Origin of the sequence: Streptococcus cristatus, assembly GCF_003943505.1 — a bacterium.
GTDB lineage: Bacteria > Bacillota > Bacilli > Lactobacillales > Streptococcaceae > Streptococcus > Streptococcus cristatus_E.
Genome location: NZ_RJPS01000006.1, coordinates 26,225 through 52,848, shown reverse-complemented (window position 1 = coordinate 52,848; position 26,624 = coordinate 26,225). Strand labels below are relative to the sequence as shown.

Here is a 26,624-nt window from a genome sequence, read left to right as displayed (position 1 = left end):
AGGATTTTTGGGAGTCTGAGAGACGAACCCAAAATCCAATCAGCTACCGCGTCAAAAATTTTTCGAAAAATATTGTTTTGAAAATTTCAAGTCGTAATGATAAGAAGAAATCCAGAGGTTGCAACCCAGCCTCTGTTTTTCGGTAAAATAGAGGGTGTCGCTTATGAAAAAAGTACTTTGTGTCATTTATCCTAATTTTTCTCTTTATGAGATAGCCTCTTTAACTAGTACTTTAGCTTTATCTTTTGACATCACGATTGATTATGTAGCTTCAGGTCATTCGATAGTTGTCTCTGAGGAGGGTTTGTCTTGTAAACCTACGAAAACATTGGAGCAAATACGTATAGAAGATTATTCTTGTATTATTTTGCCAGGAATGGTAAACATAGGACCTGCTCTACAGGATGAAAAATTAAATTCGTTTTTGAAGGGACTCGGTAAGCAGGATATCTTAATTGCAGCCATTTCTTCAGCGCCTATTTTGTTGGCAAAGGCAGGTTTATTGAACGATACGAAATTTACAGGTGGGATTTGGCAAAACTTCTTTGACTATTTTGAATTTCTTCCACGTGAGAATTTCCAACCCAAACTGGTTGTGCAAGATAAAAATATCATTACGGCTATAGGCTTTGCACATCAAGAGTTTGCAAGAAGAGTGATTCTTAGTCTAGGTTTGGCAGAAAATACTGACAACTATTTTAAAGAACAGAACGAATATTCAGAAGAGGACTTGATTTTTACTCTATCGGACAAAGAGTTTGATGAAGTGAAGCAGAGTATAGAAAATACCCTCTAATGATTTACTTATAAATTATAGAAAGGAACAAGGGTGTTCGTAATTGAACCCGAGCGGAAAGCTTGGAAATTAGATAAACCTCTTAAGAAATCAGGATTTCTTGTCGGTTTCCTAAATTTCAGTCGCTTTCTGTTCGCTCTTGGTATCTTAAATGAATAATACTGAATTTTATGATCGTTTAGGTGTCTCTAAGAATGCTTCTCAGGATGAGATCAAGAGAGCCTATCGGAAATTATCTAAAAAATATCACCCAGATATCAATAAGGAGCCTGGGGCGGAAGATAAATATAAGGAAGTCCAGGAGGCTTATGAAACGCTGAGCGATGAGCAAAAGCGGGCAGCCTATGACCAATATGGCGCTGCGGGTGCCAATGGTGGCTTTGGCGGCGGTGCAGGCGGCTTCGGTGGCTTTGATGGCTCTGGTTTTGGTGGCTTCGAAGATATCTTTTCTAGCTTCTTTGGCGGTGGCGCGACTCGTAATCCAAACGCTCCACGCCAAGGGGATGATCTCCAGTATCGGGTAAATCTCCGCTTTGAAGAGGCTATTTTCGGGGCCGAAAAAGAAGTGAAATACAATCGTGAGGCGAGTTGCCATACTTGTCACGGTTCAGGTGCTAAGCCAGGAACTAGCCCGGTAACTTGTGGCCGCTGTCATGGTTCTGGTGTCATCAATGTTGATACTCAGACACCGCTGGGCATGATGCGTCGACAAGTGACTTGTGATGTCTGTCATGGTCGCGGACAAGAAATCAAAAGTCCATGTGAAACCTGCCATGGAACAGGGCATGAAAAGCAAGCGCATAGCGTTCATGTAAAAATCCCTGCTGGTGTGGAAACAGGTCAACGAGTTCGCTTGGCGGGTCAAGGTGAGGCAGGCTTTAATGGTGGTCCTTACGGCGACTTGTATGTAGTGGTGAACGTTGAGCCAAGCGATAAGTTTGAGCGAGACGGCTCTACTATTTACTATAAGCTCAACCTCAACTTTGTGCAAGCAGCGCTGGGTGATAGCGTGGAAATTCCGACTGTCCATGGAAATGTTGAATTGACAATTCCGGAAGGAACCCAGACTGGCAAACGTTTCCGTCTGCGTGGTAAGGGAGCTCCGAGTCTGCGTGGTGGCAGTGTAGGAGACCAGTATGTCACTGTCAATGTCGTGACACCAACTGGCCTCAACGACCGTCAAAAAGCAGCTCTCAAGGACTTTGCGGCAGCTGGGAATATCACAGTAAACCCTAAGAAAAAAGGCTTTTTCGATAAAATGAAAGACGCCTTTGAAGGAGAATAAAGAAGGAAAAGGCAGAGTTGATATTCTGCTTTTTCGTTAGGAGCAAGAAATGACAGAATTTCAAGACTTTATCGAGCAAGTTTTCAAGGAGCAATATGAGGCTTCTTTTGGGCCAGCTAGGCTTGAAAAACTTGAGCCTCAGGATTATTATCTGACACGGGAGGAAGAAGGGCACTTAATCGCCTTGCTCCATGCCCAGCAGGTGTTGGAAAACATCCATATCAAAGCCTTAGTGGTAGATAAGGAACACCAGAAAAAGGGCTTGGGAGCTAGTCTGCTGGCAGAATTAGAAGAAAAGGCTGAGAAAACGGGAGTCAGCAGCATCACCTTGTCCACCAAATCTTATCGAGCCAAGGATTTTTACGTCAAGCAAGGCTATGAAATCTACGCCAGTCTGGAAGATGTACCTCAAAAAGGTGTGACCAAATATCATTTCATCAAGTGGTTAAAGTGAGCTATTCTCAAATAGATAGAAGTCAATTGCCAATTACCATTAAAGTTTACAAAAAATAAGCTTTGCTAGNCTAGCAAAGCTTATTTTTTAGTTGTCTTCATCTGGTGTAAGCACCATCGGAATGATAATCGGTTCGCGCTCGGTGCTTTCGTAGAGGAAAGGCCGCAAGGCGTTGACGATAGCGCCGCTGACAGATTGGACGCTGGCATCTTTATTCTTAAGGGCAATGCGAATAGCATTGAAGAGGATGCGCTGGCTTTGGCGAATGAGATCACCTGATTCGCGCATGTAGATAAAGCCACGGCTGAGAATATCTGGGCCAGCCAAAATCATCTGGGACTCGAAGTCAACCGTTGCGACAGCCAGTACCACACCGTCTTCTGACAGGTCTTTACGATCGCGCAGGACAGCGGCTCCGATTTCACCAATGCGGTTCCCATCAACATAAATATCCTGAGCGTTGAAGCTGCCGGCAATACGAGCTGAGTCAGCTGTCAGAGCCAGCACATCACCATTGCTCATGATGAAGATATTGTCTTTTGGTACTCCAGTATCAACGGCTAGACCTGCATGGACTTTCTGCATACGGTATTCACCATGGACTGGCATGAAATATTTAGGCTTGATCAAGCGGAGCATGAGTTTCTGCTCTTGCTGACCACCGTGTCCAGAGGTGTGGATGTTGTTAATCTTACCGTGAATCACTTCTACACCAGCTTCGGAAATGATGTTAATCAGCTTGTTCACGCTGGTCGTATTACCAGGGATAGGGCTAGATGAGAAGATGACTGTATCTCCAGGCTGGAGCTGAACCTGACGGTGGGTACCATTGGCAATCCGAGACAGGGCTGCCATCGGCTCACCCTGACTTCCGGTACACATAATCAGCACTTCGCCAGCTGGATAGTCCTTGAGTTCATTTGGCTCGATAAAGGTATCTTTGGGAACCTTGATGTAGCCCAGCTCAATCCCGTTGACAATAGCCTTTTCCATAGAGCGGCCAAAGACCGCAATCTTACGTCCAGTCTTGACAGCAGCCTCAGCAGCTTGCTGGAGGCGGAAGATGTTTGAAGCAAAGGAAGCGAAAATAATCCGTCCATGAATGCCTTCGATGATCTTCATGATAGACTGCCCAACTACTTTTTCGGAATTGGTGAAGGTCGGAACTTCAGCATTGGTCGAGTCAGACAGGAGGCAGAGGACGCCTTCCTCGCCCAGAGCGGCCATGCGGTGCAAATCAGCTGGCTCACCGACTGGTGTAAAGTCAAATTTGAAGTCACCGGTACAGACAATCTTGCCTTGTGGCGTATGAATGACAATCCCCAAAGGTTCTGGAATAGAGTGGGTTGTGCGGAAGAAGGTCGCCTTCAGATTTTTAAAGGTCAACTCTGTATTTTGATTGATTTCATAGAGCTTGGCATCACGCAAAAGTCCATGCTCTTCTAGCTTGCCCCGAATGAGAGCCAGAGCCAAAGGGCCAGCATAGATGGGAACATTGGCTTGCTTGAGCAGGAAAGGAATGCCGCCGATATGGTCCTCGTGCCCGTGGGTGATGAGGACAGCTTTCACGCGGTCAATATTTTCTACGATATAAGAGTAGTCGGGAATGACATAGTCAATTCCTAACAGGTCGTCTTCTGGGAACTTGATGCCGGCATCCACGATAATGATTTCATCTTGATACTCAATTCCGTAGGTGTTTTTACCGATTTCGCCCAGACCGCCGATGGCGAAAACACCAACTTCTTCTTTCTTTAAGTTATATGCCATAGGTTACAACTCCGTCAATTCGAAGGCGCCTGACTCTTTTTCGTACTCCAAATGTTTGTCAGACAAGAGTTCGATAAATTCAATATTGTAAGGAGTCTTTTCTTCGACCAATTTGCGGGCTTTGATGCGACCTTCTAATTCATCGGTTGCTTCTATATCTAAGTAAAGGGCACGTGTTTGTTCACGGCGTGGGCTGCGTTCTTTTGTTTCTTGATAAAAAATTTTGTAAATCATTTTATTTCCTTCCATTTTTCACGATCAAGCTACAGAAAACGACAGCTAATCAGCTGTTTTCTTTTATTCAGTTTTATGAGTAGTAGATTGACCTTGATTCGATATAATTCTAACCAATTATATCATAAAACCAGCTTTTAGTAAAAGACATAGCCGAGAAAATCTTGTGGAGATTTTCAGAAAAGCCTTTGAGGACAATCTGGGTCATCAAATGACTGCCTCTCTCTACCCTTGTCGCTGCTTTTGTAGTATAATAAAAAGCAAACACTCGAGTAAGGAAGAAAATGATGAACATTTTAGCGATGGATACGTCAAATAAGGCTCTGTCTCTAGCGATTTTAGAGAATGAGGAGCTCTTGGGGCAGGTGACGCTCAATATCAAGAAAAATCATAGCATTACCCTTATGCCGGCTATCGATTTTCTGATGAATAGTCTGGATATGAAGCCGACGGATTTAGATCGGATCGTGGTGGCGCAGGGGCCGGGCAGCTACACAGGTCTGAGAATTGCGGTGGCGACAGCCAAGACTCTGGCGCATACCCTCAAGATTGAGCTGGTCGGTGTGTCTAGTCTGCTGGCTTTAGTCCCAGAGCAGGTGGAAGGCTTGGTCATTCCCATCATGGATGCCCGCCGCAATAATGTCTATGCTGGCTTTTACCGGTCTGGTCAGGCTGTGCGGTCGGAGGCTCATCTGCCTTTGGCAGAGGTGTTGGAAATAGCTGGCGCTGCTAACCAGCCAGTCACCTTTGTCGGAGAAACGACAGCTTTTGCGGAGCAAATTGAAGCGGCTCTTCCTCAGGCTGCCATTCTGCCGACCTTACCAGATGCAGCAGCTCTTGGTCGTCTCGGTTTAGAGCTGCCAGCCCAGTCCATTCATGACTTTGTTCCTAACTATCTAAAGCGGGTAGAAGCCGAGGAAAATTGGCTCAAGAACCATCAGGCGTCCAGCGATTCTTACATTCAGCGCCTATGATTGAGATGAGAAAATGGAGCGCCAGCTCGGATGTGGACACGGCAGTTTTGGCAGAAGAGCTTGAACAGCTCTTACTTGCAGTCTATGAGGTCAGCCCTTGGACGGCGGATCAAGTGGCAGAGGTTCTGCGCTCGGATGTGAATAGTTGTGCGCTAGCAGAAGATGGAAGTCAACTTGTCGGCTTTTTAGTCTGGCAGGAGACAGACTTTGAAGCAGAAGTCCTGCAGATTGCTGTATTGCCTAGCTATCAGGGGCAGAAAATAGCGACAGCCTTGTTTGACTTTTTGCCAGCAGACAAAGAAATCTTCCTTGAAGTGAGGGAGTCGAACAGGCCAGCTCTGCTATTTTACAAAAAAGAAAGATTTGAAGAAATCGCACATCGGAAGGCCTACTACCATGCTCCGGTGGAAGATGCGATTGTCATGAAAAGAGAGATCCATGGAAGATAGATATATTTTAGCTTTTGAGACGTCTTGTGACGAGACCAGTGTGGCGGTTCTGAAGAATGAAACTGAGCTTTTGAGCAATGTCATTGCCAGCCAGATCGAGAGCCACAAGCGTTTTGGCGGAGTGGTACCGGAAGTTGCCAGCCGCCACCATGTGGAGGTCATTACGGTTTGCATTGAGGAGGCCTTGGCAGAAGCAGGGATTAGCGAGGAGCAAGTCACAGCAGTGGCCGTTACCTATGGTCCTGGTCTGGTTGGGGCGCTTTTGGTCGGCTTGGCAGCGGCCAAGTCCTTTGCTTGGGCTCATCATATTCCCTTGATTCCGGTCAATCATATGGCTGGACACCTGATGGCAGCCCAGAGCGTGGAGCCCTTGGAATTTCCCTTGCTGGCTCTCTTGGTCAGTGGCGGTCATACTGAATTGGTCTATGTCAGTCAGGCTGGTGATTATAAGATTGTGGGGGAAACTCGTGATGATGCGGTCGGTGAAGCCTATGACAAGGTCGGTCGAGTCATGGGGCTGACCTATCCAGCAGGTCGAGAGATTGATCAGTTAGCTCATGAGGGACAGGATATTTACGATTTTCCGCGGGCCATGATCAAGGAAGACAATCTGGAATTTTCTTTTTCCGGTCTCAAGTCAGCCTTTATCAACCTGCATCACAATGCCCAGCAAAAAGGAGAAGCCTTGTCTAATCAAGACCTGTCGGCTAGCTTTCAGGCGGCGGTCATGGATATTCTCATGGCCAAGACTAAGAATGCGCTGGAAAAATATCCAGTCAAGACTCTGGTCGTGGCGGGCGGTGTTGCGGCCAATCAAGGCCTGAGAGAACGCTTGGCAGCTGAGATTCAGGATGTTAAGGTGATTATTCCGCCTCTGCGCCTCTGCGGTGACAATGCTGGTATGATTGCCTATGCCAGCGTCAGTGAGTGGAATAAGAAGAATTTTGCCAGTTTGGGCCTCAATGCGAAACCAAGTCTGGCTTTTGAAACAATGGAGTAAAGGAGAAGAATGCGCGGACAGACATTTAAACAAGGGGCACAAGCAGCAGTGCCAACGGCTCTGGGCTATATTGGGATTGGCCTAGCCTGCGGCATCATGGCGGCGCCTTATATGAATCCCTTGGAGATGGGGCTGATGAGTATTTTGGTTTATGCTGGCAGTGCCCAGTTTGCCATGATTGGCTTATATGCCCAGCAGGCGCCGGTCTTGGCTATCGCACTGACCGTTTTTCTGATAAATATTCGGCATCTTTTGCTCTGTCTGCATGCCTCAACCCTTTTTCGTAAGTCTAGCTTAGCTCAGAATATTGTCATTGGCTCTTTTTTGACAGATGAATCTTATGGAGTCTTGATGGGAGAGCAGGTGTATACAGAAGAGATTGCTGCTAGCTGGATGATGGGTAACAATTTCATGAGTTATACTTCTTGGATTTTGGGTACAATTTTGGGAACAGCTCTAGGTGGCCTTCTGCCCAATCCTGAGAGTTTTGGCCTGGACTTCGCCCTAGTAGCTATGTTTATTGGCATTTTCTCTTCTCAGTTTACAATCATGCTGCGACGGGTCAAGATAAAGAAGCTCTTTTTGGTCTTAGGTGTGGTGGGCATTGCCTACTTAGTCCTAACTATGCTACTTCAAAATTCGCTGGCTGTGCTTTTTGCAACCTTGCTAGGGTGTACAGTGGGGGTGATTTTAGATGATAAGTAAGTATATTTTGCTGGTTATTCTTTTGTCAGCTCTAGTCACTTGGATTCCACGGGTTTTGCCCTTTATCCTAGTCAAGTACAAGGGACTTCCGCCTATTGTTGAGCGCTTTCTGAAATTTTTGCCAGTGTCTATTATCTTTGCCTTGATTTTGTCCAGCGTTACTAGTTCCCAGTCTGGGCATCTCCCTAACTTTAAATGGCTGGATTTAATGGCTGTTTTTCCAACTAGCTATGTGGCTTTTAAGTATAAGAACTTGATTGCAACTGTTCTATTTGGTGTAGTCTTGGTGGCCTTGCTGCGCTATTTGGCCGGATCTCTTGGGCTATAAAGAAGGTAAAAGACAGATTGAATCAGTCGATTCGGTCTGTTTTTTTGCTAAATTCTAAGAATTATCTGAAAATATAATCTTTTATGCTATAATAGAACCAATCAAAATTATGGAGGTTCTTAAATGGCAGAAGCAGGTCATAAATTTTTAGCAAAATTAGGAAAGAAACGTCTTCGTCCCGGTGGCAAGTTGGCAACGGACTGGCTGATTGAGCAGGGACAGTTTTCCAGCGATAAGAAGGTTCTAGAAGTCGCCTGCAATATGGGAACCACAACGATCGAGCTGGCTAAAAAATATGGCTGCCAGATTACTGCAGTTGATTTAGATAAGGCTGCACTGGCTCAGGCTAAGCTTAATGGAAACAAGGCTGGTGTTGGTGAGCTCGTCACATTTGAGCTGGCGAATGCTATGAAGCTGCCTTATGATGACAATTCTTTTGATATTGTTATCAATGAAGCCATGCTGACCATGCAGACGGATAAGGGAAAGGCCAAATGTATGGATGAGTACTACCGGATGCTGAAGCCAGGCGGAGTGCTCCTCACACATGACGTCATGCTCAAGCAAAGAGATGAGAATGTCCGAGAAGAGCTATCTCGTGCGATTAACGTCAATGTTGGTCCGCTGACAGAAGGCTCTTGGATTCAGCTGGCGCGTTCTCACGCCTTTGACCGTGTAGACACCTTTGTCGGCGAAATGACCTTGATGAGCCTTCGAGGGATGATATATGACGAAGGGCTGGGTGGCACTCTGAAAATCTGCCTCAATGCCCTTAAAAAAGAAAACTACAGTCAATTTATGAAGATGTTTAAGATGTTCCAAAAGAATCAAGAAAAACTGGGCTTTATCGCCATGGTTTCTCACAAATAACTGCTAGATACTTTTGAAAATTTAAAGTGACTTAAAAAATTTCATAAAAAGCTTGACTCTGCCCTAAGGTCAGGGCTTATACTATAAGGGCAAGGAGGTTTTTTTATGTATCATATCAAAGAAGCTGCGCAGCTTTCAGGTGTCTCTGTCAAAACCCTGCATCACTACGACAAAATCGGACTTTTGGTTCCTACCAAATCAGAAAACGGCTATCGAACTTACAGCCAAGCTGATTTAGAGCGCCTGCAGGTTATCCTATACTATAAGTATCTGGGCTTTTCCTTGGAGAAAATAGCAGAGCTGCTGAGTCAGGATGATCAGGCCTTATTGCCGCATTTGGTGAGGCAGTTGGAATATTTGCAGCAGGAAAGAGACCGCTTGGATACCTTGATTTCCACCTTGCAAAAAACCATCCAAGAGGAAAAAGGAGAAAGAAAGATGACAATGAAAGAAAAATTCGCAGGCTTTACCTACGAAGACAATCAAAAATACCACCAAAAGGCTGTAGAAGAATATGGTCAAGAAGTCATGTCGGAAGCACTGGCTCGTCAAAATGGACGGGAAGAAGAATCTGCCGCAGCCTTCAATCAAGTTTTTCAAAGTCTGGCAGAGAATATGCAGCAAGGCTTGCCAGTTGACGTAGCAGAAAATCAAGAGCAGGCAGCGCAACTCTTGCAAGCTATCCGTACTTACGGATTTGACTGCTCTATAGAAGTCTTCGGTCATATCGGTAAAGGCTATGTCTATAACCCAGAGTTTAAGGAAAATATCGACAAATTCGGTCCAGGCACAGCTCAGTACACAGCAGATGTGATTGCAGCTTACGTTCGGGCAAATGTAGAAAGATGAGGCTGGGACAAGAGTCCTAGCCTCTCAATTGTCTTTGGATTTTCGAGCAAGACGCAGTGGTTGAGTGGGCTCTACTACGCTGATTTCATCAGCTTTTACAGCCCTACTCAACTGTGCGGAGGTGAGACGACGAAATCGAATTCTAACGAATTACCGATTTCTGTCCTACTCTCATTTTTTACTTCAAGTCATAAAGCCAGTCGTCACCGTCTTTATAGTAAAAGAATTCACTTAAATCGTCTTCTAGAAAAACACGCAGCATATCTGACATATCCTCAGTTGCAAGTTTCATATGAGAGAGATTTTCCAAATCTTCCCACCAAACCTTTCCTTCATCAGAAGATTGCAGCACACCGGAATAGTGCTTTGTTTTGTAGAGCAGGACGACATAACGAAAATCCTTGTCATCATACCAATCCTTGATGCCGCAAAGTTGAGGTTTGGATATGGTCAGACCAGTCTCTTCTTTGACTTCTCTGATAACGGCCTCGGTAAAAGACTCTCCGCGCTCTACATGCCCGCCAGGAAAAGTGATGCCAGGCCAGTCAGACTTCACTCGGTCCTGAACAAGAACTTTTTCTCCGTCATAAATCATGCACATGTTGACGAATTCGACTGTTTCGCATCTGTTCATCTTGTTCTCCTATTTTGTTAGTAACTTTTCTACGACGTTTAACTTTCGCATGGTCAAATCCACGCCAAACAATTTTTCAAGATAGTTGGTATTGAGCTTTTTTTGTTTTGCAGTTTTAGGGAGATAGAGGTAGAGACAGTGATCACCTACACAGATTTCTTCCTCGCCATAGTCAGCTTTCAATTTTTCTAGTGGTAGACTTTGGATAAAACCTTGATAAAGAATCACATGCACACGATCATGAAGATAGTCTTCTTTAAATGGATTCTCATGAACAATCTTTTCAAAATCGTTCTTATTCTTGATAACCATTTTTAAGTCGGCCCCAATTTTTTCCTTTATCAGAGTATGAACGCGTTCCCGTATTTCTTCTAAACCCAAGTCACTTTCAAGAATGATATTCCCACTTTGAATATAGGTTCGGACGTGTTGAAACCCAGCTTCTGTCAAAATATCTACCAAATATGACATTTTCGGGATAGCATTTTTTCCATTAGGAGTAACACCTCTTAGTAAAATAATATGTTCCAAAGGACTTCCTTTCTTATTTGGTACTTATTGGATTTGAGCCTGCCACCCAGCCGGTGCAAAGGGCGGAAGTGATATTGAAGCCACCCGTATGGGCATTGATGTCCAGTACCTCGCCAGCAAAGTGGAGTCTAGGTACTAGCTTACTTTCCAGAGTTTTAGGATTGATTTCCTTGAGGCTGACGCCTCCTTTGGTAACAAAGGACTTGGCAAGGGACATTTTGCCAGTCACAGGGATTTCGAGTACTTTGATAGACTGGAGAAGTTGTTCTCGTTCCTTTTCAGTTAGTTGTTTGACTTTTTCAGGATAGCCTTGCACAAAAAAATCTGCCAAGCGTTCTGGTAGCAAGGTTTTCAAAGTATTTTTCAAGGATTTTTCCCGATTTTCTTCTAGAAAGTCCGCTAAATCCTGCTGACTCATCTGAGGCAAGACATCTAGATAGATGGTTTCACCGCCCTTGACAAAGCTAGACAAGCGCAGAGATGCCGGACCGGATAGGCCAAAGTGGGTAAAGAGCAGATCGTGGGTGATGACATGTTTGCCGTAGCTGAGGGTCACATCGTCCAGCGAAATCCCCTGAAGCGCTTTGTGAGGAAAGTCAGTCAGAAGCGGACTTTCAGCAGCCTCAAGTTCGGTCACAGTATGCTTAAAATGGCGGGCAATATCGTGACCGAAGCCTGTCGATCCAGTTGAAGGGTAGGACTTGCCGCCAGTCGTTACAATCAATTTCTGGCAGGTCCAAGTCTGGTCACTGGATCTGACAGTGAAAAGATCATCAGTTTTTTTGGCAGAGACGATTTCGGTATTGGTGACGACAGTGCCGCCCAGCTCTGCAATTTTCTTTTCCAAAGCTTCGATAATAGTGCGGGACTTGTCTGTCGCTGGGAAAACACGTCCGTGGTCTTCAACCTTGAGTTTGACGCCATTCTCGCTAAAAAAGTTGATGATATCATGGTTGTCAAACTGGGAAAAGACGCTATAAAGGAAGCGCCCGTTGCCAGGAATGCCAGCCATGAGGTCATCTAGGTTTCCGTTGTTGGTCACATTGCAACGCCCGCCGCCCGTACCGGCTAGTTTCTTGCCCAGTCGTTTATTTTTCTCAAGGAGCAGGGTCTTCTGCCCGTAGAAAGAACTGGAAATGGCAGCCATCATGCCGGCCGGTCCTCCGCCGATGATGATTGTGTCGAAATGGTTCATATATCTTTTCCTTTCGTGAAATAGGAATTTTATGTGCTAGTTAAGCTTGTGCAAGGTAATTTTACCTTCTCGGCTATACAGTGGACATGCCTTGGTCAGATTTTTAAACAGTTCTTCAGCTAACACTAGGTAGAAAATTAATCGGATTTTAGGCTCATTTTTTAAGGAAGATCTTTTCCAGAGGCCCAATAGATTTCGTACCATTCTTTTCTAGTCAGTTCAATATCTGCGGCCTTAGCTGATTCGATGATGCGGCTAGCCTTGGTCGTGCCGATGACCGCTTGCATGTGAGCTGGATAGCGTAGTACCCAAGCAATAGCCACTGCGGATGGTGATATTTGGTATTTGTTGGCCAGTCGGTTCAGGACGGCATTGAGTTTGGGATATTTATCCGAACCGACAAAAACGCCTTCAAAATAGCCGTGCTGGAGGACAGACCAGGCTTGAATCACGATGCCGTTGAGGCGGCAGTATTCGAAAATGCTACCGTCGCGCATATTTGCGGCTGTTCCCTCCATGTTGACGTGGAAGCTGGACTCAAAGGCAGGTGAAAAAGCTGCGCTCAATTGGAGCTGATTTGCCACCAAGGGTTGCTTGACCTCTTTTTTGAGAAGTTCCATTATCATAGGATTCTGGTTGGACACTCCAAAATCAAGAACCTTTCCTTGAGATTTGAGCAGATCGAAAGCTTCAGCGATTTCACTAGGCTCCATCAGAGCATCAGGTCGATGCAGGAGCAGAGAGTCCAGATGGTCTACACCTAGACGCTGTAAAATACCATCCGTTGCTTCGAGGATATGGTCTTTGGAAAAGTCGAAGTAGGTGAATTCTTCTATGCGGATTCCCACTTTGGACTGAATCCACATCTTAGCCCGCAGGTCAGGCCGATTTTTGAGCACTTGTCCCAGAATTTCTTCGCACTTGCCTCCACCGTAGATATCGGCTAAGTCAAAAGCATTAATTCCGACTGACAAGGCTGTTTCGACCAGTTCTTCCACCTCTTTGGGGGTCATTTGGGCAATTCGCATCAGCCCTATAATAATCTGGGAAATTTCTCGCTTGCTTTCTCCAAATTCAAGGTATTTCATAAGCTCTTCTCCTCGTATCATTTTAATCTCAGTATAAGCTAAAGCCGCTCCAAAGTCAAAAAGCGACTAGCTAGATCGAGCCTTGGAGCAAATGTGTAGAAAATTTTTGTTTTGGCTAGTGAAATTTGGCTGACTTTGTTGGAAAAGTAGAAGATTTGACAAAAACTTGCCTTCCTGATAAAATAAGAATGTCTTAAAGACAAATAACTTCTTCTTGGTTGCAGGAATTGCCAAGCCTGCCACTCGGATGAAGCGTAAAGAAAAGGAGCTTATCATGGCAATCTCAAAAGAGAAAAAAAATGAAATCATTGCACAATATGCACGTCACGAAGGTGATACAGGTTCAGTAGAGGTTCAAGTTGCTGTCCTTACTTGGGAAATCAACCACCTTAACGAACACATCAAACAACACAAAAAAGACCACGCTACTTACCGTGGTTTGATGAAGAAAATCGGTCGCCGTCGTAACTTGCTTGCATACTTGCGTAAAAACGACGTTAACCGTTACCGTGAGTTGATCAACTCTCTAGGACTTCGTCGTTAATCTTGCGTCTAAAACGTTTCTATACTTCGTTGGCTTCGGCTCGATGTACCATTAGTACAATCTTCGCCTAGTCGCCTAGTCTATAAACGTTTTATCCAGCAAGAATAAAGCTCTCTGATCTCAGAGGGCTTTTTATGTTGTCACCTTACCTCGATATACTCAAGTATGATCTTCGGTTACGGTTCCTAGCACTGTAAGGTGAAATAAACCAGCTCTTCTCCCTTCGGGGAGATTTTTTGTTTCACTAATATTTTAGGTCGAGTTCAGATTAGCTTTCTTCTTTGTCAAACTATACCAATTTTATGTTGACAAATATCAAATCGGTGTGTATAATGTCTTTGTCTCTCGATAAAAAGATAAATAAGACTATACCAATTTTCGATAAAGGAGGAACTAGCTTTTTGCCAGTAAAAGGCTAGAAATAAATCTATGTGTGGAATCGTCGGAGTTGTGGGAAACCGCAATGCAACAGATATTTTGATGCAAGGACTTGAAAAGTTAGAATACCGAGGCTATGATTCGGCTGGAATTTTTGTGACAACAGGAGAAAAATCTAGTCTGGTCAAGTCTGTTGGTCGGATTGCAGATCTTCGTGCTAAGATTGGCATGGATGTAGCAGGTTCAACAGGTATTGGTCATACCCGCTGGGCAACCCACGGAAAACCAAGTGAGAATAACGCCCATCCTCACACTTCTCAGACAGGCCGTTTTGTTTTGGTTCACAACGGTGTGATTGAAAATTACCTGGATATCAAAAATAACTATCTTGCTGGCCATGATTTTAAAGGGCAGACAGATACAGAAATTACAGTTCATTTGATTGGGAAATTCGCGGAAGAAGACGGTCTATCTGTTCTTGACGCTTTCCGCAAGGCTCTTCACATTATCGAAGGTTCCTACGCTTTTGCCTTAGTAGATGCCCAAGATCCTTCTATGATCTATGTTGCCAAAAACAAATCTCCGCTTTTGATCGGCTTGGGCGAAGGCTACAATATGGTCTGCTCCGATGCTATGGCTATGATTCGTGAGACCAGCGAATATATGGAAATCCATGATAAAGAGTTGGTTATCGTGACGGCTAATGGCGTAGAAGTGCAAGACTACGAAGGCAATGTTCTTGAACGTGGTAGCTATACTGCTGAGCTGGACTTGTCCGATATCGGCAAAGGCACTTATCCTTACTACATGCTGAAGGAAATTGATGAGCAGCCGACCGTGATGCGTAAGCTGATCAGCACTTATGCGGATGAAAATAATAAGATGCTGATTGATCCTGCCATCATCAAGACAGTCCAAGAAGCGGATCGCATTTATATCATTGCTGCTGGAACTTCTTATCATGCTGGTTACGCTTCTAAACGAATGCTGGAAGAGTTGACGGATACGCCAGTTGAGCTGGGCATTTCTTCAGAATGGGGCTATGCTATGCCTCTTCTGAGCAAGAAGCCACTTTTCATCTTTATCAGCCAATCTGGTGAGACAGCTGATAGTCGTCAAGTCTTGGTCAAGGCCAATGAATTGGGCATTCCTAGCTTGACAGTAACCAATGTGCCAGGTTCAACCTTGTCTCGTGAAGCCAAGCATACCTTGCTTCTCCATGCTGGACCAGAAATTGCCGTGGCTTCAACCAAGGCCTACACTGCACAAATCGCTGCCCTAGCTTTCTTGGCCAAGGCGGTTGGTGATGCCAATGGCAACGAAAAAGCCAAGAATTTTGATTTGGTTCATGAGCTGTCTATCGTAGCTCAGTCTATCGAGTCTACTCTTTCTGAAAAAGAACTGATCGAAAGCAAGGTTCGTGACTTGTTGGAAGAAACTCGCAGCGCCTTTTATATCGGTCGTGGTCAGGATTATTATGTGGCGATGGAAGCCAGCCTTAAGCTTAAGGAGATTTCCTACATTCAGTGTGAAGGCTTTGCGGCAGGAGAGCTTAAGCATGGTACTATTTCTCTGATTGAAGAGGGAACCCCTGTTCTAGCTTTGCTTTCAGACGAGGTTTTGGCTAGCCATACTCGCGGAAATGTTTCTGAAGTTGTGGCGCGTGGAGCCAAGGTGTTGACCATTGCGGAGGAAAATGTGGCTAAGGATGGAGACGATATTGTCCTGAGCCAAGTTCACCCTTACCTGTCACCAATCTCTATGGTAGTACCGACTCAATTGATTGCCTATTTTGCAACTCTGCACCGCGGTTTGGATGTAGATAAACCGCGCAATCTCGCTAAATCTGTAACGGTAGAATAACCATCTTAATGAATCTCGATAAGAATACCAAGCCTCAGATTTTTCTGGGGCTTTTGGTGTGGTATTTTGGTGATGGTGCTCTTTGGAAGTCTCTTTCTATCATGATAAAACCATGTTATTCTATGCAGATGGACAATAGGTTGAGCATCATTTTTGTATATATCACTAATTAGCGATAAAATATTTTTATCTTAAATGTCAGGAGGACAAAACATGGTGGAATTAGGTATTTCTACTTTTGGAGAGACAACGCTGCTAGAGGGGACTGGGCAGATCTATACTCATGATGAACGCATTCGGCAACTGATAGCAGAGATTGAGCTGGCAGACAAGGTGGGACTGGACGTGTATGGCATTGGAGAGCATCATCGAGAGGACTTTGCCGTCTCTGCACCGGAGATTGTGCTGGCGGCTGGTGCGGTCAAGACAGAGAAGATTCGCTTGACCAGTGCTGTCAGTGTCTTGTCGAGCTTGGATCCTATCCGAGTCTACCAGCAGTATGCGACGATTGATGCTTTGTCAAATGGCAGAGCAGAGGTCATGGCTGGCCGTGGATCTTTTATCGAGTCCTTTCCGCTCTTTGGCTATGACTTGAAGGATTATGAAGAGCTTTTTGATGAAAAATTGGATCTGCTCCTCTATGCCAGTGCCGAGACGCGGTTAAATTGGAAGGGAAAGCTGACGCAAACTATTGATAATCGGGAAGTCTACCCACGGGCTGTGCAAGAAACATTGCCAGTTTGGGTAGCGACGGGAGGCAATGTCGAGTCCACCATTAAGGTCGCCCAGAAAGGCCTGCCAATTGCGTATGCCATTATCGGTGGACAGCCTAAGCGCTTCAAGCCCTTGCTGGATGCGTATCGCCGGATTGGACGGGAAAGTGGCCACTCAGATGAAAAGTTGAAGATCGCTGCCCACTCTTGGGGCTGGGTCATGGAGGACAATGAGGAGGCAGTCCGGACTTACTTCCATCCGACCAAGCAGGTAGTGGACGCTATCTCTAAAGACCGCCCTCACTGGCGGGAGATGACCTATGAGCAATATCTAGATCAGGTAGGGCCAGAGGGGGCCATGTTTGTCGGTAGCCCTGAAAAGGTCGCTCAGAAATTGATCAAGATGATAGAGGAGCTGGGATTGGACCGCTTCATGCTGCATCTGCCGTTGGGATCGCTTCCGCATGAGCAGGTTCTCCAGTCTATCGAACTCTTTGGCACCAAGGTTGCACCGCTTGTGCGGGAGTATTTTGCGGCTAAGGGTAAGTAAGATCGAAGTAGAGGTCTTTTGATAAAGATTGTTTATCTATCCCATAGAAAATATATATCTTGACTTTCTAAAAATGGTGAGGAAACAGTTTTTTCATCGAAAGCTGAAAAACCTTGGTAAGTCTAGTTCGAGCTAGCTTTTTTAATTTACTCTTATAAATATTTTTAATCGGGCTGATAGGAAATATATATTTGGAAAGCTTACTTTTCAGTGATATGATAATAGCAATCAAATTGAAAAGGAGCAAGATATGTCTAAAAGAGAGTTGGTTTTAAAAGCCTTTAAGGGGGAAAAAGTTGATCGAGTGCCAGTTGGTTTCTGGCATCATTTTACCAGCGAGGATGAGTGGCTGGCTGGTTTTGGCAATCAGACTATTATTGAGAAAAATCTGGCAGGCCATGAAACATTTCTAACAGAAGTCAAGCCAGACTTTGTCAAACTGATGAGCGATGGTTATTTTGCCTATCCGAACGAGCGCTTGAAAAAAGTTCAATCCATCAAGGACTTGGCAGATATCGAGCCTTTAGGCGCCGACCATCCTTGGATTAGTGAGCAGGTGGAGCTGGTTCAGAAGATTAGGGCTAGCTTCACAGAGGACTTGGTCGCTATTTACAATATTTTTGCGCCGGTAACCTACTTTAAATGGCTGGTTGGCAAGGTTGCTGGAGGAGATGACATCATTGCAGATTTTCTAGCAGAGGATGCGGAAGTGACAAAGCGGGTGCTGGATGTGATTGCTCAAGATATCGCGGCTCTGACAGAACGCATTATCAAGGAAGCTGATGCGGATGGAATTTACCTCAGCGTTCAGAGTATTCAGGATGCGAGAGTGTCGGTCGAAGATTACAAGGCTTACATTGCTCCTAGTGAATTAGCGGTGCTGGAAGCAGCCAATGCGGCTGGCGGAGTGAATATTCTGCATATTTGTGGCTACGAAGGCGCACGAAACGACGTTCATCTTTTCACAGATTATCCAGCTCAGGTCATCAACTGGGCAGTTGGACCAGAAGGTATCAGTTTGGCAGAAGGTCGCAAATTATTCAGTGGTCGCACTGTTCTCGGTGGCTTTGAAAATGGCAAGACTGGTTTGCTCTACACAGGTAGCCAAGAAGCTATTCAAAATGAAACCAAGCGCTTGATAGCAGAGGCTGGCAAGGATGCTTTGATTATCGGGGCTGACTGCACCATCCCAAGCGATATTGATCCAGAGCGGATTGAGTGGGTTCGCCAAGCAGCGAGTTTAGCATAAAAAGGAGACGAAAGAATGAGCAAGAAAAAATGGATTATCGGTGGAGTAGCTGTGATTGCTATTGTCGCTGCGACTTATTTGGGACGGACCTTGACGGGGGCTTCATCCAGCAAGACGAGCAGCTCTGCATCAGGCAGTGACAAGGTCACGACTTTAAAAGTAGCTCATACGCAAAACTACGTTCCTTACGACTTTTTGGACGAAAAAGGCCAGTCAGATGGGTATGAAGTAGCAGTACTCAAGGCCATTGATGAAAAATTGCCAGATTATCAGTTCGAATATACTGGCACCAGTGACGAAGATCTTTTGATTGGTTTGGAATCTGGGAAATATGATATCGGAACCAAGGGAGCTTGGTACACTGAAGAGCGGGCGAAGAAGTTCATCATTCCAGAAAGTCCTATCGGAGCTAGTATCATCGGCTTCACCATTCGAAAAGCAGATGCAAATAAATTTAAAAATATTGATGATTTTGCCAAAGAAAAAGGGAAATTGGTGCCGATTTCACCACAGAATGCTCAATGGACAGTGATTGAAGAGTACAACAAAAAGCACAGCGCTAGCCCAATTGAGTTGACCGCAGCAGAGTCTTTTCAGATAGCGGATGCCTATGCTTGGGTCTTGGAAGGTCGCTATGATTCCTTCTTTGATATCAAATTGTCCTTTGAAAAAGCTGTCACAGACAAGGCAGGTTCCTACCATCAGTATGCGGATCAGCTGAGTTGGTTCCCTTACAAGGGTATCCCTACCTATCCACTCATTCATAAAGATAAAAAGAATGAGGAGTTTGCCAAAGCCTATGAAAAGGCTATTAAAGAGCTGGAGAAAGATGGGACACTCTCTAAATTATCGGAAAAATACTTTGGTGAAGATGTCTTTTCTTATGTAGATAAAGACTAAAAGCTGGAGAAAGGAGACCGTATGGTCGCTTATGATTTGTCCCGTGTTTTTGGCCTACTGCCTGGTTTGTTACAGGCCTTGCCGACTACTTTATGGATTATGTTCGTGACGGTTTTAATTGGCTCCTTGCTAGGCGGCCTGTTGGCCTGGGCTCAAGTTGCGGAGGAGCCGACTTTTGCTGGTCTGGCTAGAGGGTATATATTTATCCTTAGGTGTACACCGCCTATTGTCTTGCTCTTCTTGGTCTTCTATGGCATTCCAGAGTTTTTAAAGTGGTGGCTGGGACTGGATATCAACAATTGGTCACGGACCGTATTTGTCATCATCACCATGATTTTGCTCTTTGCGGCCATGATTGCAGAAGTCTTCAAGGCAGCCTATCTTGCTGTTCCCAAGGGACAGACCGAGGCAGGACTCAGTATTGGCTTGACACCAGTGCAGACTTTTCTTCGGATTATTCTGCCACAGGCTTTTCGCATCGCCCTGCCCAATTTGACTACCGCCTTTCTTAATCTCATGCGGGATGCTGCGCTGGCCTATACGATTGGAGCAGTTGATGTCATGGGAGCGGGGCAAAATCTTATCAGTCGTAATCTAGGCAATTATTCCCTTGAAACCTATACAGCGGTGGCCTTGATTTACTGGGGGATTGCTCTAGTGGTTTCGCTGGCTTCCCAGTTTCTGGAAAAAAGTCTGACAGTCAAGGAGAGGTAGAGCATGGATTTGAATTATATTGTAAATACCTTTCTGGTTACTTTGAAAGGCATACCGGTAACCCTGATCATTATGGTAGTGGCTATTCTGCTCAGCTTTCTTCCGGCTCTGCTTCTAGCTCTGGGACAGATTTATAAAGTTCGAGGTGTGCGGACCTTTTCGGTGATTTATCTGGCCTTCATTCGGGCAACGCCGCCCATTTTGCTCATTCTCTTTTTCTACAGTCTTTTTCCTAGCTTACTGAATCAAATTTTTAAAAGTCTGGGCAGTCAGGTAGACGTCTTTAAGTTTAATCCGCTTTACTATGCTTTCATCATCTATAGCTTAATGACAACAGGGAGTTTATCGGAAATCCTGCGCTCTGCCATTTTGACGGTGGATAAAGGACAGTTGGAGGCGGCTCAGGCGATTGGGTTAACCAATTTTCAAGCTTATCGGAGGATTGTTTTTCCCCAGGCATTGCGCTCTGCCCTGCCCAATCTGGCCAATCTGGTTATCAATCTAGTCAAGGGAACTTCGCTGGTGTTTGTCATGACGGTCAAGGATATCACAGCTTTGGCTAAGATAGAGGCATCCCATTCTTACCAGTATTCAGACTCTTACTTGGTGATTTTTGTTATTTATCTCATTATTTGTGGCTTGATTCAGTGGATGTTTAGGGGCTTGGAAAAGCGCTACGCTCTTGCTTAGGAAGGAAAGATTATGTTAGAAGTAAAACATATCTCCAAACGATTTGGAGAGCACCAGGTGCTGGCAGATGTCAGTCTCAAGGTCAATCAAGGTGACGTTGTAGTTATTCTGGGTCCCTCAGGCTCTGGGAAAACAACATTTCTGCGCTGTCTGAATCACTTAGAAAAAGCGGATAGTGGTCAGTTGACTTTGGCTAGTAAGGACTATGATTTGGCCAAACTCAGCAAAAAGGAGATTTTGGAAATACGCAGAAAGACGGCCTTTGTCTTCCAGCATTATAACCTCTTTGCCAATAAAACTGCCCTTGAAAATATCTTAGAGGGCTTAGTGATCGCTCGTAAGATACCGAGGGAAGAAGCGCTTGAGATTGCGGAAGAGTCCTTGAAGCACGTGGGACTTTTAGCCTACAAAGACTACTATCCTTCTCAGCTATCAGGCGGTCAGCAGCAACGGATTGGGATTGCCCGCGCCATTGCTGTCAAGCCAGATGTCATCCTGCTGGATGAGCCAACTTCGGCTCTAGATCCGGAACTGGTCGGCGAAGTGCTCAGTGTCATGAAACAGCTGGCTCAGGAGGGAGTGACCATGGTCGTTGTGACCCACGAGATGAGCTTTGCCCGCGATGTGGCCAATCATGTCATCTTTATGGACGGAGGTCACATCATCGAAGAAAATCCTCCGCAGGAATTCTTCACCAGTCCCAAAGAAGAGCGAACTAAGCAGTTTCTATCTCGCATTCTGTCGGATGCCAGCTATAGTGTAGAATATATGATTTAACTTGTATCAAAATAGAGAAGCTTTCTTCATATTTTTATGTGGAGGAAGTTTTTTGATTTTAAAAAAATTATGTAATTTTTTTGCTCAAACCTATTGACAAGAGGTAAAAAAGGATGTATAATTACAACTGTAAACAAAAAAGTTTACGTGAATTTAATCAGAAGATATGAATACAGCCGGAAGGCAATTATTTTTGGGAGGATTAAAAGTTATGTAAAATCATCTTCTTCTGAAAGAAATCTAATTCACTCATAAAAACAAAGACTAAATTAGTCTTGATTTTTGGGAATCGAATAAGTTATGTAAAATAACAGATAGGAGAAAATCTTCCAAATGAATATTTATAGTAGATAAGGACAAGATTTCTTATCTGAAATTTTGGAAAACAAAAAATTATGTAAAACGAAATATGAAAAAAGTGAGGCAATGCTATGAACAACAACTACAACAATTTTAACAATATGGACGACCTTTTCAACCAACTCATGGGGCGCATGGGTGGCTACAACAGCGAACACCGTCGCTACCTGATCAATGGTAGAGAGGTCACACCAGAAGAGTTTGCTCAGTATCGGGCTACTGGCAAGCTCCCTGGTCAAGGAACAGGTGAACAGACTGGTCAGACTGTTGCTCAAGGACCTAAGCAAGATGGCATTCTGGCTAAGCTAGGTCGCAATCTGACCCAGGAAGCTCGTGATGGTAAGTTGGATCCAGTCATTGGGCGCAATAAGGAAATCCAAGAAACAGCTGAAATTCTTTCTCGTCGGACTAAGAATAATCCGGTTCTGGTCGGAGATGCTGGAGTTGGTAAGACAGCTGTCGTAGAAGGATTGGCTCAGGCTATCGTCAATGGTGACGTGCCAGCGGCCATCAAGAACAAGGAAATTATTTCTGTTGATATTTCTGGCTTAGAAGCTGGTACCCAGTATCGTGGTAGCTTTGAAGAAAATATCCAAAACTTAGTCAATGAAGTCAAGGAAGCCGGCAATGTTATCCTCTTCTTTGATGAAATCCATCAAATCCTAGGAGCAGGTTCTACTGGCGGAGACAGCGGGTCTAAGGGCTTGGCAGATATTCTCAAACCAGCGCTTTCTCGTGGTGAATTGACCGTTATCGGGGCGACTACTCAGGATGAGTACCGCAATACCATTCTCAAAAATGCAGCTTTAGCTCGTCGTTTCAATGAAGTTAAGGTCAATGCACCGTCTGCCGAAGATACCTATCAGATTCTTCGAGGTATTCGGGACTTATACGAAAAGCACCACAATGTCATCCTGCCGGATGAAGTGCTGAAAGCGGCTGTAGATTATTCTGTTCAGTATATTCCACAACGGAGCTTGCCAGATAAGGCCATTGACCTGGTCGATGTGACTGCTGCCCATTTGGCTGCTCAACATCCAGTAACCGATGTGCACACGGTTGAGCGGGAAATCGCAGAGCAAAAAGACAAGCAGGAAGCGGCTGTTGAAAAAGAAGATTATGAAGCAGCTCTGAATGCCAAGACCCGCATTGAAGAGCTGGAAAAGAAAATTCAAAACCACACCGAGGACATGAAGGTGACGGCAACAGTCAACGATGTAGCAGAGTCTGTTGAGCGGATGACGGGAGTACCGGTATCTCAAATGGGCGCTAGCGACATTGAGCGCCTTAAGGGCATGAATGATCGTCTTAAAGCCAAGGTTATTGGCCAAGACAAGGCTGTAGAAGCTGTGGCTAGGGCTATCCGCCGAAACCGTGCAGGCTTTGATGAAGGCAACCGTCCAATCGGAAGCTTCCTCTTCGTTGGTCCGACAGGGGTTGGTAAGACTGAGTTGGCTAAGCAACTAGCTCTGGATATGTTCGGTACCAAGGAAGCCATCATCCGTCTGGATATGTCTGAATACTCTGACCGCACAGCGGTTTCCAAGCTGATTGGTACGACTGCTGGTTATGTCGGCTATGATGATAACAACAATACTCTGACAGAGCGCGTGCGCCGCAATCCTTATTCTATCATTCTCTTGGATGAGATTGAAAAGGCGGATCCACAAGTGATTACCCTTCTCCTTCAAGTTCTGGATGATGGTCGCTTGACGGATGGTCAAGGAAACACAGTCAACTTCAAGAACACGGTCATCATTGCGACTTCCAATGCAGGCTTTGGCTATGAAGCAGGTCTGGAAGAGGATGCAGAAAAGCCTGAGCTGATGGATCGACTCAAACATTATTTCCGCCCAGAGTTCCTCAATCGTTTTAATGCGGTGATTGAGTTCTCTCATCTCAAGAAAGAAGATCTGATGGAAATTGTGAATCTCATGCTGGTTGAAGTAAATCAAACCTTGAGCAAGAAGGAAATTGATCTGGCAGTATCTGATGCAGCTAAGGAATTCCTACGTGATGCTGGTTATGACCAAGTCATGGGCGTTCGTCCGCTCCGTCGTGTCATTGAGCAACAAATTCGTGACAAGGTGACTGACTTCCACTTGGATAATCTAGATGCTAAGCACTTAACTGCAGATATGGAAGATGGAACTTTGGTGATTCGTGAAAAATCAGCAGAATAAGGACCGAGCAATCTCAAAATGCCAAAAAGAGGCTGGGACAAAAGTCCTAGCCTCTCAATTGTCTTTGGATTGTCGAGCAAGACGCAGTGGTTGAGTGAGCTCTACTACGCTGATTTCATCAGCTTTTACAGCCCTACTTAACTGTGCGGAGGTGGGACGACGAAATCGAATTCTAACGAATTACCGATTTCTGTCCCAGCCTCTTTTTTAGTCAATCCTGTCAAAGTCTTAGCTTTGTTAGCAGGAGCATTTTTGGTCTTGGTGTTCAGATAAAAAAACTCCAATCAGCTGACTGGAGATTTTCTTACTTTCTTCGATATTGACTTGGTGTCATTTGATAGTATTTTTTAAATTGCCGATTGAAATTAGAAAGGTTATTAAAACCAGACTGGCTCGAGATTTCTAGAACCGACAGAGTGGAGTGCTGGAGGAGCTCGGCAGCCTTGCGCAGGCGGAATTGAATCAGATATTCAATGCAAGAAACGCCCAGATGTTTTTTGAAGAAATTCATGAAGTGCGTCGGACTGTAGCCGCAAATACTAGACAGCTGATCAATAGAAAGTTCTTCCTGATAATGCTCATTGATATAGTCGATGATAGACCGGATTTTCTCTTCCTTGCGGTAGCCCTCGGCAGACAGCTCCTTGGAGACGATATAGTCGTTCTCAAAGAGCAAGTAGAAGAGCTGGTTAAGCTGGGCCTTGAGTTGGAATTCATAGTATTTCTTTTGGCAATAACCAGTTTCCATAGCGGCCAGCAGGCATTGACGAATTTCATCATAGGCTTGGTCAGTCGGTTTGATGACGTGGATAAAGTCCAGTTGTCCGTTGTAGAGAGGCTGGAGGTAGTGGATACTAGCATGATCCATGGCCGAATAGCCCATTAAATCCAAATGAAAGTTAATGGCATCCATATAGTGGCGCTGCTGCTCAATCGGATGAATGGAGTGGAGGGCATTGGGACGAATCAGGACAATATCGCCCTTGTTACTATTAAAATAATGATAGTCGATATGAAATTGGGCGCTTCCTTCGTGGACATAAATGATTTCAACATCTGTGTGCCAGTGGAAAAGGATGTCAGGCTGGCCGTTTTCCGTAATCGTCCGCGTCAGAGAATAGGGGGTCCCTTGATTCTTATATTCAGTAGTTTTGTGCAATTGGCCCAAATCCATCATGGTACCCTCCTTCGTAGAATACTATCATTTCTTAAAGAAATTAGGTTGGAAAATATGTTTGCCAACTATTATAATATAATTAAAAAGAAAATGAAAGTAGGAAAATAAAGAGAAGAAAATTTTCTGAAAGTCTAGTTTGGACCGGCAGCTTGAACGAACCATTTAAGAATATTTGGCTACCATCCAGCTCCTTATAGAATAAGAAAAGTGTGGAATCCATGGCTTTTTCGAGCTCATGTTGTTTCCACACTTTTTGTGCTGTGTTATCTAGCAGCCTTTTGTTCTTTATGTCTGTGAAGGATAAAAGAGTTTGAAAAACTCAGGCTTGCTAGTACAAAAAGAAGAAGGGTTGTTGCTGGATAGCTAAGGGAGATATGATTGGTTTTGATGATAAAGAGAAGGGCAAAGGCAAGAATGGCAAAGAAGATGCTGAGGCTCCAAGTCATTCGGCGACTGAATAAGTGCTGCTCAAAGAGCAGAGGAATGAGGAGACAGCCTAGAAGAAGGCTCGTTGGGAAAACAACATACTCGGCAGAAAAAATCGTCAAAATGCTCAGGGTGACAAAAAGGCAGCTAAGTACATGATGGGTATAGTTGAGCCAATTTATTTTCATTGGAAAACCTCCTTTTGATAATGATTTTTTGGATACGGTTGATGGTGTAAATACCACACTTTTACACCTTTATTATAAGTCTTTAAAAGCAAAAAGCAAGCGTTTACAATCGTATTTACTCAGTCCATCAATCTTTTTCATTACTCTGAATTATCAGATATTTTCAAGCTTTCTGGGACTTCTTTTTCTTTCAAAAAATAGATTTTTTCGGTATAATAGTCAAAGATAGTCAATGTTAGAGAAGACTTGAATGCTTATTTTTAGATATAACAGATAGAAAGGTATATCATGGGCATCAAAAATACCTCGGATAGTATAGAAGAATACATCAAAAGAATTTTGGCGCAGGCGGGCATGGTCGAGCTGAAGCGCAGTGAGTTAGCTGATATTTTTCAGGTGGTTCCGAGTCAGATCAATTATGTGATTAAGACACGCTTTACGGAGAGTCGGGGCTATATCGTCGAAAGCAAGCGCGGTGGCGGTGGCTATATCAGGATTGGTAAGATTGAATTTTCTGATCGGCACCAGATGCTGTCTGATTTGTTGACCAATGTCGGTGAGTCGCTCAGCCAGCCAGTTTTTTCAGATATTTTGCAGCTGCTCTTTGCTGAAAAAATTATCAGCCAGCGTGAGGGAGATCTGCTCCTAGCGAGTGCCAGCGATGCTATCTTAGGAGCAGAGGCTCCGAGGATTCGAGCTAGGATGTTACGGAAAATTTTGCAGCAATTAGATAGAAAAGGAAATTAAGAA

General features: G+C 44.6%; 28 protein-coding genes. 20 read left to right on the top strand and 8 right to left on the bottom strand.

All coding sequences use genetic code 11. The features are described from left to right. Positions 1-163 precede the first annotated feature (163 nt). The 3 genes from D8792_RS06545 (at position 164) to D8792_RS06535 (ending at position 2,535) form a co-directional block, all read left to right on the top strand. Positions 164-796 carry a DJ-1/PfpI family protein gene (locus D8792_RS06545; protein WP_062006241.1) on the top strand — a complete coding sequence of 211 codons (633 nt, stop codon included), beginning with the start codon at positions 164-166 and terminating at the stop codon, positions 794-796. Between the two features lie 151 nt (positions 797-947). Next, entirely contained in the window at positions 948-2,081 is a 1,134-nt protein-coding gene (dnaJ, locus tag D8792_RS06540) for a molecular chaperone DnaJ (protein WP_125373385.1), read from the top strand. A gap of 49 nt (positions 2,082-2,130) precedes the next feature. Then, positions 2,131-2,535 (top strand): GNAT family N-acetyltransferase, encoded by a 405-nt coding sequence (locus D8792_RS06535; protein ID WP_125373384.1) that lies wholly within the window; start codon positions 2,131-2,133, stop codon positions 2,533-2,535. Between the two features lie 87 nt (positions 2,536-2,622). Here D8792_RS06535 and rnjA read toward each other — a convergent pair whose 3' ends face one another. Further along, the gene (gene rnjA / locus D8792_RS06530) at positions 2,623-4,305 is read right to left on the bottom strand and encodes a ribonuclease J1 (RefSeq protein ID WP_125371596.1); all 1,683 of its coding nucleotides are present in this window, start codon (positions 4,303-4,305) and stop codon (positions 2,623-2,625) included. Positions 4,306-4,308: 3 nt separating this feature from the next. After that, the gene (gene rpoY, locus D8792_RS06525; protein WP_005592042.1) at positions 4,309-4,539 is read right to left on the bottom strand and encodes a DNA-directed RNA polymerase subunit epsilon; all 231 of its coding nucleotides are present in this window, start codon (positions 4,537-4,539) and stop codon (positions 4,309-4,311) included. A gap of 287 nt (positions 4,540-4,826) precedes the next feature. On the opposite strand from rpoY, the gene tsaB reads away from it, so the two are divergent. The 7 genes from tsaB (at position 4,827) to D8792_RS06490 (ending at position 9,714) form a co-directional block, all read left to right on the top strand. Next, positions 4,827-5,513: a tRNA (adenosine(37)-N6)-threonylcarbamoyltransferase complex dimerization subunit type 1 TsaB gene (gene tsaB / locus D8792_RS06520; protein WP_125373467.1), complete on the top strand. Its 687-nt coding sequence runs from the start codon at positions 4,827-4,829 to the stop codon at positions 5,511-5,513. Next, positions 5,510-5,962: a ribosomal protein S18-alanine N-acetyltransferase gene (rimI, locus tag D8792_RS06515; protein WP_125373466.1), complete on the top strand. Its 453-nt coding sequence runs from the start codon at positions 5,510-5,512 to the stop codon at positions 5,960-5,962. Before tsaB ends, rimI begins: the two co-directional genes overlap by 4 nt. Further along, the gene (gene tsaD / locus D8792_RS06510; protein ID WP_125373383.1) at positions 5,952-6,962 is read left to right on the top strand and encodes a tRNA (adenosine(37)-N6)-threonylcarbamoyltransferase complex transferase subunit TsaD; all 1,011 of its coding nucleotides are present in this window, start codon (positions 5,952-5,954) and stop codon (positions 6,960-6,962) included. The genes rimI and tsaD overlap by 11 nt, the downstream gene beginning before the upstream one ends. 9 nt (positions 6,963-6,971) lie before the next feature. Further along, positions 6,972-7,667 carry an AzlC family ABC transporter permease gene (locus D8792_RS06505; RefSeq protein ID WP_125373382.1) on the top strand — a complete coding sequence of 232 codons (696 nt, stop codon included), beginning with the start codon at positions 6,972-6,974 and terminating at the stop codon, positions 7,665-7,667. Continuing rightward, positions 7,657-7,995: a branched-chain amino acid transport AzlD family protein gene (locus D8792_RS06500; RefSeq protein ID WP_125373381.1), complete on the top strand. Its 339-nt coding sequence runs from the start codon at positions 7,657-7,659 to the stop codon at positions 7,993-7,995. Before D8792_RS06505 ends, D8792_RS06500 begins: the two co-directional genes overlap by 11 nt. Positions 7,996-8,118: 123 nt before the next feature. Next, positions 8,119-8,865, top strand: a complete 747-nt coding sequence (locus tag D8792_RS06495) for a class I SAM-dependent methyltransferase (RefSeq protein ID WP_125373380.1) — start codon at positions 8,119-8,121, stop codon at positions 8,863-8,865. Between the two features lie 105 nt (positions 8,866-8,970). After that, positions 8,971-9,714 carry a MerR family transcriptional regulator gene (locus tag D8792_RS06490; RefSeq protein ID WP_125373379.1) on the top strand — a complete coding sequence of 248 codons (744 nt, stop codon included), beginning with the start codon at positions 8,971-8,973 and terminating at the stop codon, positions 9,712-9,714. A gap of 178 nt (positions 9,715-9,892) precedes the next feature. Here D8792_RS06490 and D8792_RS06480 read toward each other — a convergent pair whose 3' ends face one another. From D8792_RS06480 to D8792_RS06465, 4 genes are all read right to left on the bottom strand, one after another. Beyond that, complete coding sequence (locus D8792_RS06480; RefSeq protein WP_125373378.1) at positions 9,893-10,348, bottom strand: 8-oxo-dGTP diphosphatase; 456 nt, start codon at positions 10,346-10,348, stop codon at positions 9,893-9,895. A 9-nt stretch (positions 10,349-10,357) separates the two neighbouring features. After that, positions 10,358-10,879, bottom strand: a complete 522-nt coding sequence (locus D8792_RS06475) for a DUF1697 domain-containing protein (RefSeq protein ID WP_125373377.1) — start codon at positions 10,877-10,879, stop codon at positions 10,358-10,360. A gap of 13 nt (positions 10,880-10,892) precedes the next feature. Then, the gene (gene aao, locus D8792_RS06470; RefSeq protein ID WP_125373376.1) at positions 10,893-12,074 is read right to left on the bottom strand and encodes an aminoacetone oxidase; all 1,182 of its coding nucleotides are present in this window, start codon (positions 12,072-12,074) and stop codon (positions 10,893-10,895) included. A 161-nt stretch (positions 12,075-12,235) separates the two neighbouring features. Then, positions 12,236-13,162: an aldo/keto reductase gene (locus D8792_RS06465; RefSeq protein WP_125373375.1), complete on the bottom strand. Its 927-nt coding sequence runs from the start codon at positions 13,160-13,162 to the stop codon at positions 12,236-12,238. 274 nt (positions 13,163-13,436) lie between these two features. On the opposite strand from D8792_RS06465, the gene rpsO reads away from it, so the two are divergent. The 9 genes from rpsO (at position 13,437) to D8792_RS06410 (ending at position 24,083) form a co-directional block, all read left to right on the top strand. Then, complete coding sequence (rpsO, locus tag D8792_RS06455) at positions 13,437-13,706, top strand: 30S ribosomal protein S15 (RefSeq protein ID WP_001018251.1); 270 nt, start codon at positions 13,437-13,439, stop codon at positions 13,704-13,706. Positions 13,707-14,135: 429 nt separating this feature from the next. After that, entirely contained in the window at positions 14,136-15,947 is a 1,812-nt protein-coding gene (glmS, locus tag D8792_RS06450) for a glutamine--fructose-6-phosphate transaminase (isomerizing) (protein WP_125373373.1), read from the top strand. A gap of 213 nt (positions 15,948-16,160) precedes the next feature. Beyond that, positions 16,161-17,210 carry an LLM class flavin-dependent oxidoreductase gene (locus D8792_RS06445; protein ID WP_125373372.1) on the top strand — a complete coding sequence of 350 codons (1,050 nt, stop codon included), beginning with the start codon at positions 16,161-16,163 and terminating at the stop codon, positions 17,208-17,210. 250 nt (positions 17,211-17,460) lie between these two features. Next, a complete protein-coding gene (locus tag D8792_RS06435; protein WP_125373371.1) occupies positions 17,461-18,459 on the top strand; it encodes a uroporphyrinogen decarboxylase family protein in 999 nt (332 codons plus the stop codon). 15 nt (positions 18,460-18,474) lie between these two features. Continuing rightward, positions 18,475-19,359: a transporter substrate-binding domain-containing protein gene (locus D8792_RS06430; RefSeq protein ID WP_125373370.1), complete on the top strand. Its 885-nt coding sequence runs from the start codon at positions 18,475-18,477 to the stop codon at positions 19,357-19,359. Between the two features lie 21 nt (positions 19,360-19,380). Continuing rightward, positions 19,381-20,073, top strand: a complete 693-nt coding sequence (locus D8792_RS06425; RefSeq protein WP_125373369.1) for an amino acid ABC transporter permease — start codon at positions 19,381-19,383, stop codon at positions 20,071-20,073. Positions 20,074-20,076: 3 nt separating this feature from the next. Continuing rightward, the gene (locus tag D8792_RS06420; protein WP_125373368.1) at positions 20,077-20,763 is read left to right on the top strand and encodes an amino acid ABC transporter permease; all 687 of its coding nucleotides are present in this window, start codon (positions 20,077-20,079) and stop codon (positions 20,761-20,763) included. Between the two features lie 12 nt (positions 20,764-20,775). Then, entirely contained in the window at positions 20,776-21,540 is a 765-nt protein-coding gene (locus tag D8792_RS06415; RefSeq protein ID WP_125373367.1) for an amino acid ABC transporter ATP-binding protein, read from the top strand. A 431-nt stretch (positions 21,541-21,971) separates the two neighbouring features. After that, positions 21,972-24,083 (top strand): ATP-dependent Clp protease ATP-binding subunit, encoded by a 2,112-nt coding sequence (locus D8792_RS06410; protein WP_125373366.1) that lies wholly within the window; start codon positions 21,972-21,974, stop codon positions 24,081-24,083. 304 nt (positions 24,084-24,387) lie between these two features. On the opposite strand, the gene D8792_RS06400 is transcribed toward D8792_RS06410, so the two are convergent. After that, positions 24,388-25,260, bottom strand: coding sequence for an AraC family transcriptional regulator (locus D8792_RS06400; protein ID WP_125373365.1), 873 nt, complete (start codon positions 25,258-25,260; stop codon positions 24,388-24,390). A gap of 263 nt (positions 25,261-25,523) precedes the next feature. Then, positions 25,524-25,874 (bottom strand): hypothetical protein, encoded by a 351-nt coding sequence (locus D8792_RS06395; RefSeq protein WP_125373364.1) that lies wholly within the window; start codon positions 25,872-25,874, stop codon positions 25,524-25,526. Positions 25,875-26,162: 288 nt separating this feature from the next. Here D8792_RS06395 and D8792_RS06390 point away from each other — a divergent pair, with 288 nt between their 5' ends. Continuing rightward, the gene (locus D8792_RS06390; protein WP_125373363.1) at positions 26,163-26,621 is read left to right on the top strand and encodes a CtsR family transcriptional regulator; all 459 of its coding nucleotides are present in this window, start codon (positions 26,163-26,165) and stop codon (positions 26,619-26,621) included. Positions 26,622-26,624 lie beyond the last annotated feature (3 nt).

Excerpts from the sequence above, each read along its gene's own strand:
- D8792_RS06545 (WP_062006241.1), top strand. The coding sequence starts at position 164 with ATGAAAAAAGTACTTTGTGTCATTTATCCTAATTTTTCTCTTTATGAG.
- dnaJ (WP_125373385.1), top strand. The coding sequence starts at position 948 with ATGAATAATACTGAATTTTATGATCGTTTAGGTGTCTCTAAGAATGCT.
- D8792_RS06535 (WP_125373384.1), top strand. The coding sequence starts at position 2,131 with ATGACAGAATTTCAAGACTTTATCGAGCAAGTTTTCAAGGAGCAATAT.
- rnjA (WP_125371596.1), bottom strand. The coding sequence starts at position 4,305 with ATGGCATATAACTTAAAGAAAGAAGAAGTTGGTGTTTTCGCCATCGGC.
- rpoY (WP_005592042.1), bottom strand. The coding sequence starts at position 4,539 with ATGATTTACAAAATTTTTTATCAAGAAACAAAAGAACGCAGCCCACGC.
- tsaB (WP_125373467.1), top strand. The coding sequence starts at position 4,827 with ATGAACATTTTAGCGATGGATACGTCAAATAAGGCTCTGTCTCTAGCG.
- rimI (WP_125373466.1), top strand. The coding sequence starts at position 5,510 with ATGATTGAGATGAGAAAATGGAGCGCCAGCTCGGATGTGGACACGGCA.
- tsaD (WP_125373383.1), top strand. The coding sequence starts at position 5,952 with ATGGAAGATAGATATATTTTAGCTTTTGAGACGTCTTGTGACGAGACC.
- D8792_RS06505 (WP_125373382.1), top strand. The coding sequence starts at position 6,972 with ATGCGCGGACAGACATTTAAACAAGGGGCACAAGCAGCAGTGCCAACG.
- D8792_RS06500 (WP_125373381.1), top strand. The coding sequence starts at position 7,657 with ATGATAAGTAAGTATATTTTGCTGGTTATTCTTTTGTCAGCTCTAGTC.
- D8792_RS06495 (WP_125373380.1), top strand. The coding sequence starts at position 8,119 with ATGGCAGAAGCAGGTCATAAATTTTTAGCAAAATTAGGAAAGAAACGT.
- D8792_RS06490 (WP_125373379.1), top strand. The coding sequence starts at position 8,971 with ATGTATCATATCAAAGAAGCTGCGCAGCTTTCAGGTGTCTCTGTCAAA.
- D8792_RS06480 (WP_125373378.1), bottom strand. The coding sequence starts at position 10,348 with ATGAACAGATGCGAAACAGTCGAATTCGTCAACATGTGCATGATTTAT.
- aao (WP_125373376.1), bottom strand. The coding sequence starts at position 12,074 with ATGAACCATTTCGACACAATCATCATCGGCGGAGGACCGGCCGGCATG.
- D8792_RS06465 (WP_125373375.1), bottom strand. The coding sequence starts at position 13,162 with ATGAAATACCTTGAATTTGGAGAAAGCAAGCGAGAAATTTCCCAGATT.
- rpsO (WP_001018251.1), top strand. The coding sequence starts at position 13,437 with ATGGCAATCTCAAAAGAGAAAAAAAATGAAATCATTGCACAATATGCA.
- glmS (WP_125373373.1), top strand. The coding sequence starts at position 14,136 with ATGTGTGGAATCGTCGGAGTTGTGGGAAACCGCAATGCAACAGATATT.
- D8792_RS06445 (WP_125373372.1), top strand. The coding sequence starts at position 16,161 with ATGGTGGAATTAGGTATTTCTACTTTTGGAGAGACAACGCTGCTAGAG.
- D8792_RS06435 (WP_125373371.1), top strand. The coding sequence starts at position 17,461 with ATGTCTAAAAGAGAGTTGGTTTTAAAAGCCTTTAAGGGGGAAAAAGTT.
- D8792_RS06430 (WP_125373370.1), top strand. The coding sequence starts at position 18,475 with ATGAGCAAGAAAAAATGGATTATCGGTGGAGTAGCTGTGATTGCTATT.
- D8792_RS06425 (WP_125373369.1), top strand. The coding sequence starts at position 19,381 with ATGGTCGCTTATGATTTGTCCCGTGTTTTTGGCCTACTGCCTGGTTTG.
- D8792_RS06420 (WP_125373368.1), top strand. The coding sequence starts at position 20,077 with ATGGATTTGAATTATATTGTAAATACCTTTCTGGTTACTTTGAAAGGC.
- D8792_RS06415 (WP_125373367.1), top strand. The coding sequence starts at position 20,776 with ATGTTAGAAGTAAAACATATCTCCAAACGATTTGGAGAGCACCAGGTG.
- D8792_RS06410 (WP_125373366.1), top strand. The coding sequence starts at position 21,972 with ATGAACAACAACTACAACAATTTTAACAATATGGACGACCTTTTCAAC.
- D8792_RS06400 (WP_125373365.1), bottom strand. The coding sequence starts at position 25,260 with ATGATGGATTTGGGCCAATTGCACAAAACTACTGAATATAAGAATCAA.
- D8792_RS06395 (WP_125373364.1), bottom strand. The coding sequence starts at position 25,874 with ATGAAAATAAATTGGCTCAACTATACCCATCATGTACTTAGCTGCCTT.
- D8792_RS06390 (WP_125373363.1), top strand. The coding sequence starts at position 26,163 with ATGGGCATCAAAAATACCTCGGATAGTATAGAAGAATACATCAAAAGA.